The organism is Mucilaginibacter sp. SMC90, assembly GCF_022811725.1.
In the GTDB taxonomy this organism is placed as follows: domain Bacteria; phylum Bacteroidota; class Bacteroidia; order Sphingobacteriales; family Sphingobacteriaceae; genus Mucilaginibacter.
The window spans coordinates 5875826-5895265 of the sequence record NZ_CP094527.1; the positions used below are offsets into that span (position 1 = coordinate 5875826).

General features: G+C 45.2%; 12 protein-coding genes. 3 read left to right on the forward strand and 9 right to left on the reverse strand.

Going from position 1 to position 19440, the window contains the following annotated elements:
- Window positions 1-190 precede the first annotated feature (190 nt).
- On the forward strand, window positions 191-1975 hold the full coding sequence (locus MTO98_RS24230; protein WP_243481563.1) for a DUF885 domain-containing protein: 1785 nt from the start codon (window positions 191-193) through the stop codon (window positions 1973-1975).
- 385 nt (window positions 1976-2360) lie between these two features.
- Here the strand turns inward: MTO98_RS24230 and MTO98_RS24235 are convergent, their stop codons facing one another.
- The 3 genes from MTO98_RS24235 to kduI form a co-directional block, all read right to left on the reverse strand.
- Entirely contained in the window at window positions 2361-3140 is a 780-nt protein-coding gene (locus tag MTO98_RS24235; protein ID WP_243481564.1) for a DUF4350 domain-containing protein, read from the reverse strand.
- A 436-nt stretch (window positions 3141-3576) separates the two neighbouring features.
- A complete protein-coding gene (locus tag MTO98_RS24240; protein ID WP_243481565.1) occupies window positions 3577-4392 on the reverse strand; it encodes an SDR family oxidoreductase in 816 nt (271 codons plus the stop codon).
- Window positions 4393-4419: 27 nt separating this feature from the next.
- Window positions 4420-5250, reverse strand: coding sequence for a 5-dehydro-4-deoxy-D-glucuronate isomerase (kduI, locus tag MTO98_RS24245; protein ID WP_243481566.1), 831 nt, complete (start codon window positions 5248-5250; stop codon window positions 4420-4422).
- A 267-nt stretch (window positions 5251-5517) separates the two neighbouring features.
- Between kduI and MTO98_RS24250 the strand changes: the two genes are divergently transcribed.
- Window positions 5518-6132, forward strand: coding sequence for a YhcH/YjgK/YiaL family protein (locus MTO98_RS24250; protein ID WP_243481567.1), 615 nt, complete (start codon window positions 5518-5520; stop codon window positions 6130-6132).
- Between the two features lie 365 nt (window positions 6133-6497).
- Here the strand turns inward: MTO98_RS24250 and MTO98_RS24255 are convergent, their stop codons facing one another.
- Window positions 6498-7016 carry a lipocalin family protein gene (locus MTO98_RS24255; protein ID WP_243481568.1) on the reverse strand — a complete coding sequence of 173 codons (519 nt, stop codon included), beginning with the start codon at window positions 7014-7016 and terminating at the stop codon, window positions 6498-6500.
- 111 nt (window positions 7017-7127) lie between these two features.
- Here MTO98_RS24255 and MTO98_RS24260 point away from each other — a divergent pair, with 111 nt between their 5' ends.
- Window positions 7128-7928 (forward strand): SDR family oxidoreductase, encoded by an 801-nt coding sequence (locus MTO98_RS24260; protein ID WP_243481569.1) that lies wholly within the window; start codon window positions 7128-7130, stop codon window positions 7926-7928.
- Between the two features lie 248 nt (window positions 7929-8176).
- Here the strand turns inward: MTO98_RS24260 and MTO98_RS24265 are convergent, their stop codons facing one another.
- From MTO98_RS24265 to MTO98_RS24285, 5 genes are all read right to left on the reverse strand, one after another.
- Window positions 8177-10354: a GH92 family glycosyl hydrolase gene (locus tag MTO98_RS24265; protein ID WP_243481570.1), complete on the reverse strand. Its 2178-nt coding sequence runs from the start codon at window positions 10352-10354 to the stop codon at window positions 8177-8179.
- Window positions 10355-10360: 6 nt separating this feature from the next.
- Window positions 10361-12667, reverse strand: coding sequence for a glycoside hydrolase family 3 N-terminal domain-containing protein (locus tag MTO98_RS24270; RefSeq protein WP_243481571.1), 2307 nt, complete (start codon window positions 12665-12667; stop codon window positions 10361-10363).
- A gap of 439 nt (window positions 12668-13106) precedes the next feature.
- Window positions 13107-15377 (reverse strand): beta-N-acetylhexosaminidase, encoded by a 2271-nt coding sequence (locus MTO98_RS24275; RefSeq protein WP_243481572.1) that lies wholly within the window; start codon window positions 15375-15377, stop codon window positions 13107-13109.
- A 22-nt stretch (window positions 15378-15399) separates the two neighbouring features.
- Window positions 15400-16560 (reverse strand): acyltransferase family protein, encoded by a 1161-nt coding sequence (locus MTO98_RS24280; protein WP_243481573.1) that lies wholly within the window; start codon window positions 16558-16560, stop codon window positions 15400-15402.
- 13 nt (window positions 16561-16573) lie between these two features.
- Window positions 16574-19345: an alpha-L-rhamnosidase gene (locus MTO98_RS24285; RefSeq protein WP_243481574.1), complete on the reverse strand. Its 2772-nt coding sequence runs from the start codon at window positions 19343-19345 to the stop codon at window positions 16574-16576.
- Between the last annotated feature and the right edge of the window lie 95 nt (window positions 19346-19440).

Below are 19440 nucleotides of genomic sequence, written 5' to 3' on the forward strand. Positions count from 1 at the left end.
AGACAGGCTGTTTCATTTAAGCACCATCGTTGTGCCGTTGTTGGTATTGTCACCAACGATAGCGACAAAGTCAAAATGTGCTATTATCTGCGAAATCAACGTAATCAAATAAATCAGTGGTCAAAATCAACGTAATCAAAAATATCAACGGTCAAAATCACTAACTTGCCTCTTATAATTTAAATTGACCATGAACAAAAATCTACTAAAAAGCACCACCATGTTAATGTTGCTTGCTGGTACATGCTTTAACGCGGGTGCCCAGCAATCGGCCGAAACAAAAGCCTGGGTAGCCAAATCAAACGAGTACACTAAAATCATCATTGATCTGGACAAAAAATACTCGCCCGAGTATGGCTCATCACAAGGCCTGGCAGAATATGATAGTGACATCGCAGTACCTACATTGCAAACTATATTGGCCGAACGCAAGGATGAAGAGGCCGTTGTTGCCAAACTTACCGAAGCTCTTAAAACCGAAAAAAATACTTTTATCCAGCAGGATATCAATATCATTATAACCCACCTTAAACTTGGCTTCCGTCAGCAGGACTTTGAGCTGAGTCGCCAGGTGCCGTTTTTAAATGCGTCATCAACCATATACAGCGGACTGGAAACGCTGCTCGATGACCAAACCCCTGAAGCCCGTCGCCAGGCAGCCGTAATGCGCATTCGTAAATATGCCGGATTGGAAAAAGGATACAAACCTTTGGCAACCATTTACAGGGAACGTGTACAGAAACAGATGGCAGGCAAAAACATGATCTATCCGTCAAAGCAACGTATGGAAACCGATTTGTCGCGCAATGCAAGCATAGTAAGCGGCATTGCCGAGCTTTGCACCAAATACAAGATAACCGGCTGGGAACAACCTTATGCTACGCTTAAAAAACAGCTGGAAGATTATGATCAATGGGTAAAAGCAAACGTGCTGGTGAAAGCCCGTACAGATTTCAGGCTCCCGCCCGAAGAGTATGCCATGAACCTGGAAGCCTACGGCATCGACATTCCGCCAGCAAAAGTAGCTGAAATGGCACATACGCTATTCAACCAGATCCAGGATGAAATGAAACCCATTGCCGAGCAGATAGCCAAAAAACGCAATCTGCCATCGGCCGATTATCGTGCTGTGATCCGTGAGCTTAAAAAGGAGCAGATCCATGGCGATTCTATCATACCACTGTATGAGCAGCATTTAAAAGATATTGAAGGTATCATCCGTGAGCACCAACTGGTAACACTGCCAAACCGCCCGGCTATCATCCGTTTAGCTTCGGCCGCCGAAACTGCGCAAAGCCCTGCCCCGCACATGGTTCCTCCGCCGTTTTTAAATAATACAGGCCAGCGCGGTGTATTTGTGCTACCGTTGAACATGCCTGCATCCCCCGGTGAAAAAGCGACTGATAAATATGACGACTTCACTTTCGATGCCGCATCATGGACTATCATAGCCCACGAAGCAAGGCCCGGACACGAGCTACAGTTTGATAAAATGGTAGAAGAAGGCGTTTCCCAGGCACGCGCCCTTTATGCCTTTAACTCAACCAATGTAGAAGGCTGGGGTTTATACTCTGAATACATCACCCGCCCTTATATGCCGTTGGAAGGCCAGTTGGTATCGTTAGATTACCGCCTGTTAAGAGCTGCCCGCGCCTTTCTTGATCCTGAATTGCAGGCCGGTAAAATAACCCAGCAGCAAGCGCTTGACGTACTAATGAACGATGTGGTACAATCACGCGCCTTTGCCCGCCAGGAAGTTGAGCGTTATACCATTAATGCTCCGGGCCAGGCTAACAGTTATTTTTATGGCTTTACCAAGATGATAGCCCTACGCAAGGATACCGAAGCCGCATTAGGCAGCAAATTCAATGCTTTGCATTTCCATGATTTCATCCTGTCGCAAGGTATCCTGCCACCGGCATTGATCCGCGAGGCCGTTATGAATGATTTTGTGCCGAAGGAAAAGGCTTTGTAAGCTATAAAGAAGAAAGCCGGATGTTTAATATATCCGGCTTTCTCGTTTTTAACCTTTATGTCGTCCCCAATAGCGCAAGTGTTGTGTGGTTGGCTGGAGGGGTGCTCACTTGTGCAAGAGAGGCACAAGTCAGCCGCGCTCATCGCCCCATACACAAGACTTGCGCCAGTCGGTTTATTTCCAGGAGTATAAAACAAATATCGTCATTGCGAGGAACGAAGCAATCCCCGATTTGCAGGTCCGCTCTGTATCGTTCGCGATTGCTTCGTTCCTCGCAATGACGTTTATAAATAAGCACTACGTTTCCAGTGGCGCAAGTGTTGTATGGTTGATTGGAGGGACGCTCACTTGTGCCTTGCAATGACAGTTATTAATAAGCACTACGTTACTTCTTAGCCTGCTTTAACAGCCATTGCGCTACATCATTCACAGCCTTGTCATTCTCATAGCCCGCAGGCAGCCTGCCATTTACATATTCATTATAAAGCCATGGGTCTCCAACTGCTATTACTGTCCCTTTGCCGTATTTGGCAGATGCAATAATGGTAGCGCCATCTTTGTTTTTAAGTACAGGTACTGCAGTCCCGGTTAAACCTATTGAACAGGCATCCTTCATGAATATCTTACCCGCTGTTTTCAATACCGGATTGTTCTTTACGTAAACAGCGCCGTCTTCAAAATGAGCATCATCTATCACATGGTTTTGCAGGTCATTATTGAAATGCATCCCGAATTTGGCAGCGAGGTTATTGAAATGTGGCAACTCCACGTTTACACTGTCGTTAGCCATCATTAGTAAAACACCACCTTTTTTCACCCATGCGCTTATCTGCTCAATATCGTCTTCCTGGATATAGTTGGGGTTCGGACTTTCCTTTTTGGTATCCGGATCAACAACGATATAAACCGATGATCCTTTCAAATTATCCAAAGTTGGCGCTGTACCAAGCGTATCCAGCTTTGCCCCGCGACTTATAAAAGCCTCGCCAAAGATCTTGAAACCGTTGTTATCTGTTTCATCCCACAGGTAATGAAACCGCTCTGGTTGCCCGTTTGCACCTTTATGGACCTCGTGATTGAAATAATAATCGAGCGTTACGGTTTGGGCGCTTACTGTACAACCAACAAGGGCGAACAAGGCGATAAGTGATGATCTTAGTTTCATAGTAGGTTTATTATTAGGTTAGCCTGTGGTAGGCGTTATCACCACAGACTTAACTTTTCTATCTATTTTCCAGGTGTTCAGTTTTTTTAAGTGTAAACACTTGCATTTATTTTCAAAAAAAACAATACTGAAAATCAACAAGTTAACTTTAGCAAAAAGCACTTCCTTAGCAAGAAGGAACACACATGAATTGATAATCAATAAGTTAACTTTTCACAAGGTCAAAAACTGAACACCCTGTTTTTTAAAAAACTGAACACTTGTGTTTGGGTTCGGTTTTACAGCTTGTGTTCGGTATTATCACCGCAGGCTTAATAAAATCATGTCATTGCGAGCGATAGCGTGGCAATCGCATACTATACTGAGCGGTTATGCTTCCGTGCGATTGCTTCGTCGTTCCTCCTTGCAATGACATAACAAACGATATTTTAGTTCTTTATACCCCCCCAAAAATCGAGAACCCGCCATCAACGCAAATCATCGAACCGGTGACAAATGCCGAGGCATCGCTTAATAACCATACTAATGCGCCTTTAAGCTCATCAGCATGACCAAAGCGTTTAAATGGTGTTTGTTTGATCACCAGCTCGCCCCTTTGGGTATAACCGCCTTCGGGTTTGGTGAGCAGGTTTCGGTTTTGTTCGGTAAGGAAAAAACCGGGTGCTAATGCATTCATCCGGATGCTATCGCCGTAACGGTTAGCCAGCTCTACTGCAAACCATTGGTTATAGCAATCGACAGCGGCTTTGCCCATGTTATAGCCTAACACTTTGGTAATGGCCCTTTTGCTGTTCATTGAAGATATGTTAACAATGCTGCCTTTACCCGTTTTGGCAATGGCTTCGCCGAAAACCTGCGTAGGGATCAGTGTGCCCCAAAGGTTTAGGTCCATCACTTTTTTCATCCCGTCGATATTCATTTTAAAAATATCCTCATCGGGCTGCAAAACGCCTTCGGGCATGTTACCACCGGCACCGTTCACCAGGCCATCTATCCTGCCGAAAGCTGCTAACAACTTATCTTTGGCAGCTACCAGTTCAGCTTCATTCATTACATCGGCAACCAGCGCTATGGCTTTACCGCCTGCTTCATTTATGGCGCTGGCACGTTCATCGGCTACCTGGGCGTTACGGCCAAGGATGCCTACGGCACCGCCGGCTTCAACAATGCCATCAATAAAAGCTTTGCCTAATATGCCCGTTCCGCCGGTTACTACAATTACTTTACCTGCTAATGAAAATTGATTATCCACTTATTTATGTTTTCTGTTGATGTATGATTATTTCAGATCGGTTATGGCTATTGCGTCCATATCGGTATAGTCGAGGTTTTCGCCGGCCATACCCCAAATAAAGCTGTAGTTTGACGTACCGCTGCCCGAATGGATACTCCACGGCGGCGATACCACGGCATCATAATTATCCATGGTGATATGCCTTGTCTCCTGTCCCTCGCCCATGTAATGGAAAATCTTTTGGCCTTGAGGCACATCGAAATAGAAATAAGCTTCCATGCGCCTGTCGTGCACGTGGGCCGGCATAGTGTTCCAAACACTACCTTCATGCAGTATAGTAAGGCCCATAACTAACTGGCAGCTGCGTACACCTTCCAGGTGGATATATTTATTGATAGTTCGTTTGTTTGCAGTAGCCACCGAACCCAGCTCAACCTTAACCGCATCAGCATGGGTAAGCAGTGTTGTTGGATATACTGCATGCGCCGGTGACGAGAGCAGGTAAAATACAGCAGGTATTGAAGGATCAACACTTTCAAAAGTTACCGTTTTAGTTCCTTTTCCGATGTAAAGACAGTCGAGCTTGTTTACCTCAAAAGCTTGTCCATCGGCTTTTACCACGCCAGCACCGGCCACGCTAATAATCCCGATCTCGCGGCGTTCTAAAAAATAATCGGCACGCAGATTTGGGTAGTTTGGTAATTCGAGTATTTTGTTTACCGGGTTAGCCATGCCAACAATCATCCTGTCGTAATGGGTATAGGTGCAATTGATCTCATCGGGCTGAACCTGTTTATCAATCAAAAACCGTTCGCGTATGGTGGTGGTATCGTAGCTTTTAAAATCCGTAGGATGTACACTGTGTATTGTTTTCAAAGCAAATGTTGTTTTAGAGTATACTGGTTAATAAATACAATTCTACAACCTTAAAAAATATTAAAAAAGGTATTCAGGCCTTATTTTCACTCCAACGTTATAGTTTATCTGCCTACCTTAGCCCTAATAAAAATCAAACTATAACGTTAAAGTAAATATTTAACGGTTAGTATATTGTTTTATTTATTTAAGCTTGTATAATTGAATGCATTAACCGGAGCCAAAAGCTGCGCTACCTATTCAATAAACCAATAAATAACTAAAACTATGAAACATTTAACAACTTATAAAAATATCATGTTGGTAATTCTTTTTTCGCTTACAGCTGCAGGTGCTTCGGCTCAACAACAGGAAATCACAGCTAAAAGTGCCAAAACATGGGTTAAAAGCCGGGTTTGGGCAAATGGCCTGAAATTGAAGTTAAACTCATCAACAAACGAACTGGAGTTTGCCAAACAATATGCGGCCAATAAAGCAGCATGGGATAAAGCGTTCGAGTTTATCCGCGAACGTAACCTTGAGCAGATTGAACCGGGCAAATATCCTATAGATGGCGATAATGTTTATGCCATGATAACCGAAGCCCCATCAAAAGAGCCAGAACATGCCCTTTGGGAATCGCATCAAAACTATATCGATCTGCAATATGTGATCAAAGGCAAAGAAAAAATTGGCGTAGCTCCTATTGAAAGCCTGATGATTACCAAACCTTATGATGCGGAAAAAGATTTTGCCAATTACAGCGGTGATGGTAAATACTTTACCGCAACGCCCGACGAGTTTTTCCTGTTTTTCCCAAGCGATGGTCACCGCCCTAACATGAAGGTTGACGGCTATGATAAGGTGAAGAAATTGGTTATTAAGATAAAGGAGATTAAGTAAATTATCTGATTAACTCAACTATCGTCATTGCGAGGAACGAAGCAATCCCCGACTATACAGGGCGACTTTTATAGTTACTCTGCTAATTGGGGATTGCTTCGCACCTTATAGTGACGTAATTGTAAATACTTGATTATTAAGTGCATTCTTTAGATCTGTTTGTAAATATGGGCGTTGCCTGCGGCCGGGCTTTCCGTTACAAGTCCTCGCCTTCCTTCCCTCAATCCCTACACGCGCTGTGGGCTTTTCACTGCAATCCCTAACGCGGCCCCCCGCACAACATCGTCAAAATATATTTTACACGTCATCACATTTTTTTCAGGTTACCTGATGATTCCTCGCAATGACATATTTTTCTATTCTGATCACACCTGCACCGTTTTCACCAGCTTGCGTACATCAAAACCCTGATTCGCTGCCTGTACAACAAGTTGATTATAAACCTGCTCATCCAACGTCGATCGGCGGCTTAGTATCCACAAATAGTTACGGTTAGGGTGTCCTATCATGGCATAGCTGTAATCATTGGCCAAAGCTATGATCCAATATTTACCTTTAAAGGGCCACTGGAATTGTACTTCGAGCTTAGCATTACTCGTTTTATCAGCCACAGTTGCGCGCCCTTCAACAATCTTTATTTTATTTTCTTTTATACAACGGTTTTTAACAATGATGCTGCCATCTGGCGCTAACCCATAAGCTGCCGAGGTAAAGGAGCATCCCGACTCAAAACATTGCGGGAAAGCGGCAATCTCAAACCAGGAACCAACATACTTTTTCAAATCTACATAAGGAACAGTTTCAAGCGGCTTACAGCGCGCAGCTTGTAAGGCCAAAGCAGTTAAACCTAATGCTACAGAGGTTGCAATGATCTCTTTCTTCATAATTCAATAACGCCCGTTATGCCTAAAAAGTTTAAAACAAAAGCACATTAGCCGCAATCAAATGTCATGTTATTATTTAATTACCTTTGCGCCAAAGCATTATTTTACATCATGCCCAATAAAACAAACATCAGTATTTTAGGCTGCGGCTGGTACGGCAGCGCATTAGGTAAAGCGTTAATTACCGATGGTATCCGGGTAAAAGGCTCAACTACATCCGCTGCAAAAATGGATGACCTTACCGCGACGGGTATTGAGCCTTACATTGTAAACTTTTTGCCGGGAGAAGAAATATATAACGCTGATTTTTTTGATTGCGATGTTTTATGGATAGCTATTCCACCGAAAAGCCGAAGCGGTGAAGGAGCTGTTTTTATAGAGAAAATTAGAGGTATTATCAGCGCCATAAAACAGTTTAAGATACAAAACGTAGTATTCATTAGCTCGACAGGGGTTTATGCCGATAGCAATCACCATGTAAACGAAGAAACCGATCCCCAACCCAATACCGAAGCAGGCAGGATATTATTTGAGGCAGAAAACCTTTTCCGTGCTGAAGATAGCTTTAAAACAACCATTATCCGCTTTGCGGGATTGATCGGCCCCGGACGTAATCCAGGCAGGTTTTTCGCGGGTAAGAAAGATATTCCTAACGGAAATGCTCCGGTTAACCTGATCCATTTGGATGACTGTATCGGCATCAGTAAAGCCATATTGGCTAAGCAAGCCTTCGGCTATCTTTTTAATGCATGTTCACCCGGTCATCCTGCTAAAGCCGATTTTTACACACATGCGGCTGTGGTTTCAGGCTTTGAAAAACCGGAGTTTATTAAAGAGTTGAAGGAATGGAAGATTGTGGAGAGTGTGAATGTTGGGCCGATATTGGGTTATCAATACGAGGCTTTGTTATAATTACGAAGGTTTAAGCACCTAACGCAGGTTCAAGCGTCCACGCTCACATGCAATACAGCTTTTAAATTCCCCTCTTGAGAGGGGGCGCGGAGGAACGAGTGGTAGCAGGGGTGTGTTTCTGCTACAAGCCTTTCAAAGCAGAAACACACCCCTCCGCCCCTCTCAAGAGGGGAATCGCTCAAGTCCACGCTTTTTTTCCTCTTAAGTTAACGGCCATATGGCGCAGCCACTTGAACCTGAAATGTTTTTTAATATACCGGCGCTTTCGCCTTATCCCCCATTACAAACACCAGCTTCCCGCCGTTCATAATATCCTTGTGGATAATGTATTCTTTGTTATAAGGCTTACCATTCAAACTGATACTTTGTACATACTTGTTTGCTTTGGATAACCCTTTTGCTTCAACCACAAAGCTTTTACCGCCAGCCAAAGCAATGCTCACTTTATCCAGCAGGGGCGCGCCGAAAACATACCGACCATCAGCCGGATTAACAGGGTAAAACCCCATCGCCGTAAAAATATACCAGGCCGACATTTGCCCGCAATCGTCATTGCCGGACAGTCCATCGGGTTTGTTGACATAAAACTGATCGGCTATCTGTCTTACCAGTTCCTGTGTTTTAGCCGGGTTACCGGCAAGCGTATACAAATAAGCTACATGATGATTAGGTTCATTGCCGTGAGCGTACTGCCCTATCAACCCGGTAACATCAAGCGTTGAACCTTTGCCAAACACTTTTGAATCCATGGTAAACAATGAATCCAGCTTGCCTGAAAACGCCTTCTTGCCACCCATTAATTTAATTAAACCCGGAATATCATGCTGTACCTGCCAGGTATACTGCCAGGCATTGCCTTCAGTATAATCGCCGCCTACAGCCAGCTGACCGCTATCCAGGTTGGCAAAGGGCCTCACCCATTCGCCGTTTGATTTGCGGCCGCGCATGAGCCGGGTACTTTTATCAAACAGGTTGTTATAAAACTGCGACCGTTTAATGAAATACGCGTAGTCGCCTGGTTTGTTCAGCGCTTTGGCCAGTTGGGCGGCACACCAGTCGTCATAAGCGGCTTCCAAAGTACGGGAAACAGCTTCGCGTGGTACGGTGTCTGATGGTAGATAGCCATAACGCATGTACAGGCTCCAGTCGTATTTAGGATTTTTATTATGTGTGAGTGTAGTTTTAATTGCCTCAAAGGCCTTTTGCTTGTCAAATCCCTTGATGCCTTTCAGGGCTGCATCCACAATTACTGGTACAGCATGGTTACCGATCATGGCGAAGCTTTCCTTGCCCCACAGCGTCCAGATAGGGAGCATACCGGCCACATCGTTATGCTGTAACACACTTTCTACCATTTGTCCGTCCCTTTCAGGACAAATGATAGTGTATAGCGGATGGGCTGCCCGATAAGTATCCCATAAGGAAAATGTAGAGTAAAATACTTTATCGGCCGAGCGGTGCACCAGGCTATCAGCCCCCCGGTATTGGCCGTCAACATCGGCAATATTATTGGGCTGGATCAGGGCGTGATAAAGGCTGGTATAAAAAGCTATCTTCTCCTTTTCTGTCCCTTCGGCTTTAAGTTTACCGAGGTTGCTTTCCCAGGCGCGGGCAGCTTCGGCTTTTACCTGTTCAAAAGTTTTATGCTGTGTTTCGGCCAGCAGGTTTTTACGTGCTCCGGCAATACTCACGCCAGAGATGCCAACCTTAGCTTCAATGGCCTCACCGGGCTTCAGATCGAAATCCAATATTAAACGGCGTTTGTTATCCCCATCAATAAAATGATGACCGGTAAGCGGGCGGTTAAATATAGCTGTGAAGTATACCTTTTTATCAACCCACTGGCTTGTGAAAGCATAGCCACTGATGGTTGTTTTGTTGTCCACAATGATCTCCCCTTCGGATACATGTTCGGCCAGTTGTTCGGCGCTCTCCACCAGGCCGCTTTGCATATCAATGAGCAGGTGGGCCTTGCCTGCTTTAGTAAAAGTATACCTGTGCAAACCGGTATGTGCCGAGGCCGTGAGTTGGGCCTTGATATTATTATCACTCAAAAGCACCTCATAATAGCCGGGCGAGGCCTTTTCCTGCTGATGAGAAAATTTGCTTTGAAATTTTTGAGGCTCTTTACCCTGAAATGGGAAGAACAACACATCGCCCAGGTCAACGCCGCCCGTACCGCTTAGATGGGTATGCGCAAAACCGGTGATCACCGTGTCTTCATAACGATAGCCAGAGCAATAGTTCCAGCCGAAATTGCCGGTTTCCGGGCTGAGCTGTACCATGCCAAAGGGAACCGTAGCCCCCGGAAAAGTGTGGCCGGTTGCAGATGTGCCAATGAACGTGTTTACGTATTTATTATACGATTGGGCATCAGCCTCTACACCCAAAATCAACACAAATAAAATGGCAATCAGCTTTCTCATGATCTGTTACTCTTTATATTCCAACGTTTTCTTCAACACCACATCTTCGGCCGAACGGGCTATCATTACATCAAATGTACCGGGTTCGGTCACCAGTTTCATTTGGTTGTTCCAGATGGCAAGATCTTCGGGTTTTACCGTAAACTTTACGGTTTGGGTTTCTCCGGGTTTAAGGCTGATCTTATCAAAACTTTTAAGCGCCATCACCGGGGTAGTTACCGAATTTACTTTGTTACCGAGATACACCTGTACCACTTCCTTACCCGCCATATTACCGCTATTGGTAACATCTACCGAAACAGTTACCGCCTCGTTTTTACCGAAAGATATTGCCGAAAGCTGCATATTACTGTATTTAAACGTAGTATAACTCAAACCATAACCAAAAGGGAACAGCACATCGGGCAAAGAAAAAACATAGTCCTGCCCCGGTTTTTCGGGTGAGCCGGGATTATGGTAAAAACCTTTATTGGATGCCACATGATTATAAAAAACCGGGATATGCCCGGTTGACTGCGGGATAGACACCGTGAGCCTACCCGATGGGTTCACCTTGCCAAACAGGATATTGGCAATGGCGTTGCCGCCACGTTCACCGGGGTACCATGCCTCCACAATGGCCGGGATATTTTCCTTTTCCCAACTGATACTTTGTGGCCTGCCATGCACCAGCACCAGGATTACAGGCTTACCGGTTTTATAAACAGCCTGTAACAACTCCCGCTGTACGCCATCGGGATTAATATCTGTAACATCATAACCCTCACCACAGGTAAAGGGATCTTTAGGCTCGCTTTCGGGCGCGTGGCCATTCCAGCCCACGCCCGAGAACACTACGCTGGTAGTACCTAACACCACGACCACTGCATCGCTATTCTTTGCTGCTGCAACAGCTTCTGCAAAGCCGTTTTTATCTGAACCAGACAGGGCACAGCCTTTGGCGTAATTGACTTTTACCCTATTACCCACAAACTGTTTAATGCCATTAAGCACGGTTGTACCCGAGCGACTATCGCGGGTTGAACTGTAATCGCCATATTGAACCTGGTTAGCATTAGGGCCAATTACGGCCAGCGATTTGAGGCTGTTCATATTGAGCGGTAACAGCTGTTTCTCATTTTTGAGCAGGATGATAGATTCCTCGGCTATTTGTTGCGACAGAGCGATATGCTCAGAGGTATGCACTCGTTTTTTTAACGCCGAAGTATCTGGCAGGGCTTTTTCAAACAAACCTGCTTTAAATTTTATGGTGAGGATGCGGGCAACGGCGCTATCAATTTGTGCTTCTTTTACTTTGCCTTCCTTTACGAGGCCGATGAGTTTGCCGTATACATCTGAACTTGGCGCTTCGAGGTCAACCCCGGCGCTCAGGCCAATGGGTGCTGCTCCTTCGGCGTCTTTAGCAATATGGTGAAAAGTATATAAATGCTTAAGGCCTTCATAGTCGGAAAACACGTAGCCATCAAAACCCCATTCCTGCCTTAAAATGGTTTGCAGCAGGAAATGGTTGGCATGTGCGGGCACACCGTCAATTTCATTGTAAGCAGGCATTACTGCATAAATATTTGCCTTTTGTACGGCATCTTTAAAAGGCGGCAAAAACATCGACCGTAACTCACGCTCCCCTACCGACGCCGGGGCCAGGTTAATACCAGCCACCGGGATACTGTAAGCCGCAAAATGCTTGGCGGTACACATTACTTTATCTTTGCCTATACCGTTTTTTGTTTGCGACGGATCACCTTGCATACCAATCACGAATGAGGTACCCATCCTGCTCACCAGGTACGGGTCCTCAGCATAACATTCCTCATTACGGCCATAACGCGGGTCACGGATCAAATCAAACAGCGGTGAAAGCGCCTGATCAACTCCCGAGGAGGAAGCTTCATAAGCTATTACCGAGCCCATTTTTTCAATTAGCGCCGGGTTCCAGGTGCTGCCCTGTGCTATGGCCTGCGGAAAAATGGTTGCGCCGGCCGCCAGTTGCCCGTGCAGGCATTCGCCTATTTGTATGGGCGGAATCCCTAAGCGCGTTTTTTCTTTAGCATATTTTTTTGCGGCGATGGATAGTGTTGCTATATCATTAATATTAGTGAAAGGGCTTTCACACACGCCATAAGCAATTGGGTTTTGCATGGAGCCTTTTAAGGAGTTCATACTTATCTGGCCCACCTTTTCTTCCAGCGTCATGCGGCTTAGCAGGTCTTTTACGCGCTCGGCTATCAGTGCTTTTGGGTCTTTATAAACCTGCGCGCCGGCTATATTTATTACAAAAGCAAACGCGATAAGTAAGCATATTTTCTTTTGCATAGGGTAAATGGTTTAATAGTCTATTTATTATAAAAAAGAGGAGGATAGTGCGATTCCCCTCTTGAGAGGGGTGGAGGGGTGTGTTTCTGCTTAGATAGGTTAATCGCATAAACACACCCCTGCTATCGCTCCTGTCTCCCGCGACCCCTCTCAAGAGGGGAATTTAAAAGCCTGATTCTCTTCGCCATTGGTGATACTCGAAAAATGAAATTATCTCTTAAAAGAAGCATGTCATTGCGAGCGTAGCGTGGCAATCTCGTAGCCAATGCATATTCGATCTGAATAGCTACGAGATTGCTTCGTCGTACCTCCTCGCAATGACATGGCTTTTTTTTATCAACATTTCCAACCGATCTTCATCTTTCAAAAACCAATGGAGACAACGCCTACTCTGCATAGTTCGCGATTGCTTCATGCCTCGCAATGACTTTTTTTATTTTCAATGCATCAAATAAAACTTCGGATAAAGCTTTTCCCCACCCGCAATCTTCAATTCAATCAAGGTTTGGTTTTCATTTGCTTTATCAGCTATGTAATGCCCGCTAAAGGCATATACCCCTTTTTTTAGATGCAACAATGCTTTTTGCGGTTCAACGTAAGTATTCAGTCCGGATTTAATCACTTCTACTTCATCTAAAAACAAAGCCGGACTAACCTCAAAACCTGTAGTTAGTTCATAGTCCGCTTCTTTATCAATCTTAATAAAACCTTTAATTTTCACCCAATTAATTAAGCCTTCACTAACAGGTTTCACAGGAACTATCAGGTTTGTTTCACCCGTTTCTGCTGGCTTTTCATCTTGCAGTTTGGCTATATCACGTTCCCCGGTTTTAAAAACTTCATAGGCCATGCCGGGTTTCAGCATAGCTGCTTTTTCGTGTGCAGGCTTGATACTCACACGCTTGATGCTGGCCGTTTGGCGAATGTGCTGATCATTCAGTGTCCAGGTGGTAAATGTTCTTAAACCGATGCTATCGTTTAAGGGCACATTAATATTTACTGGGAAAGGCGCAGACGGGCTATTATTATCCGGCATTTTTCCGTTTAATGCATAACGTACCTTAGCCCCCTGTAGTGGGTAATTCAGTGTTAATTTAAACCTGCTTTTATTGGTAATGACATCATCAACCCCATCAATATCGGGCAAGCGGGCGTTGAAATTCCACAGTTTGAACAAGCCATATTGGTTTTTCATTTTCCAGCCGAATCGTTCAAGATCTTTTTCATTTTTCGGGCTCCAGGTGAGTTCCGCCACGGCAAGGGCCCGGGGATAAACCATGTATTGCAGGTGCTGTGCGTTAGGCACCTTTTCGTTCCAGATATTGCCTTGCGCGCCTAAAATGTATTCGGCTTCGGCATTGGTCAGTTCTTTTGATTGCGGCTCGTAGTTGTACACCATTTGCCAGGTAACCGGCGGGTTCCAGCCTATGGGCTCCAGGTCTTCATTGGCTTGCGGGGCATCAAAGTACATGTATGGCAAGGGTGTCATTACCACGTGGTGATGCATTTTGGCGGCGGCTATCCCACCGGCTTCGCCCTGCCAGCTCATTACCGTGGCCGATTCGGCAAGTCCGCCCTGCAAGATCTCGTCCCAGCCTACCAGGCGTTTATTTTTCGAGAGCAGAAATTTTTCTATCCGTTTAATGAAATAACTCTGTACTTCTTTTTCGCTTTTCAAGTGCTCACGTTTCATGAGGGCGACTGCGGTCGGGCTTTTCAACCAGTCTACCATCTCCGCCTCATCACCACCAATGTGGATGTATTGGTTCGGGAACAGGGCTATCACTTCGGTCAGCACATCCTCCATAAATTTGAAAGTGTACTCACTTGGGTCGAGCATGCGTACGCGGTGTTTGGCCCCTGTCGAGTCCTGGCAGCCCAGCTGAGGATATGCAAAAATAGCCGCCTCGCTATGGCCCGGCATTTCAATTTCGGGCAGGATGGTCACAAACCTGTCCTGCGCGTACTTGATCACATCTCTAATTTCATCCTTGGTGTAAAAACCATCGCGGCCGTCATCAATCAGGTTGTCCAGCTTACGGAACTCGCCCCGTTTAGCATAGTAGCTGATCTTTGAACCTACTTCGGTAAGGCGGGGATATTTATCAATCTGGATGCGCCAGCCTTCATCGTCGGTTAAGTGCCAGTGAAAGGTATTGAGCTTGTAATGGGCCATTACGTCGATGTATTTTTTCACTTCATCAACTGTAAAAAAATGACGGCTCACATCTAAACTTAAACCCCGCCAGCCAAAACGCGGCTGATCGGCAATTGAACATGCAATTACCTTCAGCGTTGGCGATTTATCTGTGGGTAGTAATTGAATAAGCGTTTGCACTCCATAAAACACACCCGCTCCACTCCCGCTGATGCTTACCGAGGCAGCACTTACGTGCATGGTATAGGCGCCCTCGGCGTTCGACCAGGCATTATTTAACCTGATAGCTGTATTAGCAGGAATCTTTTCAAATACCTTTACTGTTGTTTGGAAGCCATAATTTTGATTCAGGTAATCCTGCAGGTATTTGCCTATGGGCTCGGTTTCCTTGTTAACCCCAATTACAGCATTTTTAGCCAAAATAAAACTCCCCTTCCCTGCCTTTAAGCTAACAGGCTGCGGGATAATATGAAACTGCGCTTTTAATGTTGTTACCGATACAAGCAGCGAAGCAAATAATATAATACGTTTTAACGATAGCGTTTTCTTCATTTCAGGGGGTAATGAATTGAGGTTATACTTTGATGGTGATATTCCTTTTGTAAAGGATCCAAACCGGGATAAAAATGATCAGTACAGTCAGGATAGCCCCGGCAAGAGAAGCATTTTCGGGCGAAAGGTGTGGCACAAATAAATTATTGTAGATGAACGACCATAGATTGGTTTTGCCCACAGGGATAGCGGCAATCAAAGCAGGGATAATATCGGCCAAAACATATGCTGCAATAGCATTGCGCCCGAAAGCCAGGAATGGCGGCAGCAATGCCTTATTTCCGCGTATATCGATAAACCAATAGGAAAGCGCCAGGATATTGATGGCCAAACCGGCTGTAAGCAGCACGAAAGAGCTTGTCCATAGTTGTTTGTTGATGGGGAAGAATGTATTCCAGATTAAGGCCAGCGCTATCAATACCAAACCTACACCCATCATTTTAAACAGATCGGTACTGGTTTTAAATTTGCCGGTTTTGAGCCAGGTGCCGGTGAATACCCCTAACAGGCAAGTGGCAACGGAGGGGATTGTTCCCAGCAAGCCTTCCGGGTCCCATGTTTTGGATGAACCCCAGAGGTGATTTTCGGTAAAAACCGATCTGTCGATCCAGGCACCTAAGTTGGTTGCAGGTTCCAGATTAGGCGTGCCAAACCCGGGGACAGGAACCAGTGTCATCAATAAATAATAACCGATAAGACAGCTTACAGCAATAATTACCTGCGTACGGATGCCGGTTTTAACGTACAGCAAGGCAGTTATGCCAAATACGAGCCCGATGCGCTGCAACACACCGGGAAAACGCAAATGCGCGAATTGAAAATCGTTGATCAATGGTAAACAAACCCCAAGGGCTATGATGATTAGCGTACGTCTTAAAATAGATAACAGTAGTTTACTATGGTTCGCTGTCTCCGCCTTTTTGCTTTGCATGGCGTATACAATGGATACACCAACCATAAACAGAAAAAAGGGAAACACCAGGTCGGTTGGGGTGCAACCGTTCCATTTGGAATGTTCAAGCGGCCAGTAAATGTGCCCCCAATCGCCAGGATCATTTACCAGTATCATGGCAGCTACAGTAAATCCCCTGAAAAAATCAAGCGAAAGCAGCCTTGGGCGGCCTGTCTTTGCGGTGCCTGTATTTTTAACCGGTTCCTGCTGATTGATTGCTGTAGTTGCCATGTGCTATCAGTTATTAACTATTTTTTTTATGCGTTTTTAAAATGTACTTGAACTGGTAAGTACCTGAGCCAATATCCATTTGCATATCGCCGCCAGCAGGTTTAATGTTGGCGATATCTTTATTGGTGTTAATATCAATGTTACCTTCAGTAACCGGCCCGTCTACGGCAGGCAGGGTGATTTGCGCAGTGGTATTTGGCGGCACGATGATATCAAGCGTAAAAACGCCATTATCAATACTCCAGGCCGATTTTACCTTACCGTAAAGCGTTTCAAGCTCGGCATTGGCATTGGTCAATTTACCACCCGGATGCGGAAAAATGTTGATTTTATGAAAACCCGGCGATCCTTCGTCAGTATTAATGCCGGCAATAACGCGGTACATCCAATCGCCAATGGCACCATAGGCATAATGGTTAAAGGAGTTCATTTCAGGATCTTCAAAAGTGCCGTTAGGTTTTATGCCATCCCAGCGTTCCCATATAGTAGTAGCCCCGTTTTTTACGGGATAAAGCCATGAGGGGTATGACTCCTTCATCAACAGGTCATAGGCGATATCGGTATGGCCGAAACGACTTAACACGTGGCAGATGTAGGGTGTGCCTAAAAAGCCTGTTGTAATGTGTTCATCATAATCCTCAATATTGTTTACCAGCCTTTTAGCCGCAGACTCGCGCAGGTTTTCGGGCAGCAGATCAAAGTTAAGGGCAAGCACATATGATGTTTGTGTGCCCGAGATCATACGACCGTTAGGTGTAACATATTCTGCCTGGAAAGCCTTTTTGATGTCGGCCAGGAGGTCGGTGTATTTTTTAATATCATCCTGCTTACCTAATATGGTAGCTGCATTAATAACCAGTTGGGTTGAGTAAGCATAAAAGGCCTGTGCTATCAGGTTTTTGTCGGTAAGGGCAGCCCCATCCTCGTAGTCGGTACCGGCGTAAAACAGCCAGTCGCCAAAGTGGTTACCTGTATCCCAAAGACCGTTACGGGTATGGCGGGTAATGTAACCAACCCAGGCCGTCATACTTGGATATTGGTTTTCCAAAACCTGCTTATCACCGTAAGCCAAATAAATATTCCATGGAACAATGGTTGCCACATCGCTCCAACCAGATGCCGCCGCCGAAGCACTATCCAGCATGTTGGGAATTACATAAGGCACCGCACCATTTTTATGCTGATCGGCCGAAAGATCTTTTAACCATTTGGTAAAAAAACCTGCAACATCCATGTTGAAAGTTGCTGTACGGCAAAAAGCCTGCGCATCCCCCGTCCATCCCATACGCTCATCGCGCTGCGGGCAGTCGGTTGGTACATCTATAAAGTTGCCTTTTTGCCCCCATTGGATATTGTGCTGTAGCTGGTTAATGAGCGGATTGGAAGTTGAAAACATACCTGTTTGCGCCATATCTGAGTATACAGCAAATGCAGCCACGTTTGTTGAATCTAATTCGCCACTGTACCCCTCTACTTTAAGGTACCTAAACCCCTGGAAAGTAAAATGCGGCTCAAAAGTTTCAATACTGTCCCCTTTAAAAATGTAAACGTTTTCCTGCTTGGCTGTACGCAGATTTTTGGTGTAAAAATTCCCTTTCTGATCCAAAACTTCGGCGTGAAATAACTTTACCGTATCCCCAGCTTTTGCCTTCAGTTTAAACTGCACCCAGCCAACCAGGTTTTGACCAAAGTCAACCACATGTTCACCTGCCGGGGTAGTAAATACTTTAAGTGGCTTAAACATTTCATGCTTGCGAACCGGTGGGCCAAACATAGCCACTAAATTATCTTTAACGGTATCAGCAGTGCGCACCGAGTCCCAGTTTAAATCTTTATAAGCAATGGTCGACCAGCCTTTCTTCTCTTTACGGGCATCGTAAACCTCGCCATCAAAAAATGATGATGAACGGATTGGCCCGTAAGCTACCTTCCATGTTTTATCCGAATTGATAATTAACCGCTTGCCATTGGTATAAACAATCTCTAACTGAAAAAGCAGGCCCAGCTTGGTACCATACACATTTTTTTTGCGGTTATAAGTATAACCACGGTACCAGCCATCGCCCAGTGTAACGCCAACGGCATTATCACCTTTTAACAGATCAGCAGTTACATCGTAAACCTGGTATTGCAGGCGCTTATTATAGCTTGTCCATCCGGGTGCAAAATAATCGCCGCTAATACGCTTGCCATTAAATTGCGCTTCGTATAAACCATGCGCTGTTATGTACAAATGCGCCGCGCGCACTTTGTGGTCAAGCTTAAATGTTTTTCTGAACATCGGGCTCGGGCCGCCGGTAGTATCCGACAGGTAGTTATCCTCTATCCATTTTGCGCTCCAATCAGCAGGTTTCAGCAAGCCCATTTTCCATGAGTTAACCATGCTCCAGGGGGTAACCTGCTGCCGGTTATTCCAGATGCGTACCTGCCAGTAAACTTTTTGCCGCGAAGCAAGTGCAGTACCGCCATAGTAAACATGCAGCGATTCGCCTGATGTGACTTTACCCGATGTCCAGAGCAAGTCTTTACCTTTTAGCAGTGACACTGCATTGCTGCCTACACGCACTTCGTAAGCAGTTTGCTGAATGTTGCGGTCGCGGGTTATGAGTTTCCAGCCAAGGCGGGGTTTAGCTTCATCTACAGAGATAGGATTGATCTTATACTCGCAAACCAGGTTATCAACCCTGAACGGCGGAGGAACCGGAGGTGCTTTTTGAGCTTGAACAATTATGGGCAGAAAAGAAAAAAGCAATATAACGATGCGTGTGCATACCTTTTTACACATACCTTTTTTTGGGTTTAATAGTTTATGCTATTAAATATACTTTAACAGCGATATTGTTTTGATATGCAAAGCAATTTTTATTGAGCAGGCCTCAA

Bases quoted from the DNA above. Each gene is read 5' to 3' on its own strand.
- MTO98_RS24275 (WP_243481572.1), bottom strand. From the start codon at position 15,377: ATGAAGAAAACGCTATCGTTAAAACGTATTATATTATTTGCTTCGCTG.
- MTO98_RS24230 (WP_243481563.1), top strand. From the start codon at position 191: ATGAACAAAAATCTACTAAAAAGCACCACCATGTTAATGTTGCTTGCT.
- MTO98_RS24235 (WP_243481564.1), bottom strand. From the start codon at position 3,140: ATGAAACTAAGATCATCACTTATCGCCTTGTTCGCCCTTGTTGGTTGT.
- MTO98_RS24255 (WP_243481568.1), bottom strand. From the start codon at position 7,016: ATGAAGAAAGAGATCATTGCAACCTCTGTAGCATTAGGTTTAACTGCT.
- MTO98_RS24280 (WP_243481573.1), bottom strand. From the start codon at position 16,560: ATGGCAACTACAGCAATCAATCAGCAGGAACCGGTTAAAAATACAGGC.
- MTO98_RS24260 (WP_243481569.1), top strand. From the start codon at position 7,128: ATGCCCAATAAAACAAACATCAGTATTTTAGGCTGCGGCTGGTACGGC.
- MTO98_RS24270 (WP_243481571.1), bottom strand. From the start codon at position 12,667: ATGCAAAAGAAAATATGCTTACTTATCGCGTTTGCTTTTGTAATAAAT.
- MTO98_RS24285 (WP_243481574.1), bottom strand. From the start codon at position 19,345: ATGTGTAAAAAGGTATGCACACGCATCGTTATATTGCTTTTTTCTTTT.
- MTO98_RS24250 (WP_243481567.1), top strand. From the start codon at position 5,518: ATGAAACATTTAACAACTTATAAAAATATCATGTTGGTAATTCTTTTT.
- MTO98_RS24265 (WP_243481570.1), bottom strand. From the start codon at position 10,354: ATGAGAAAGCTGATTGCCATTTTATTTGTGTTGATTTTGGGTGTAGAG.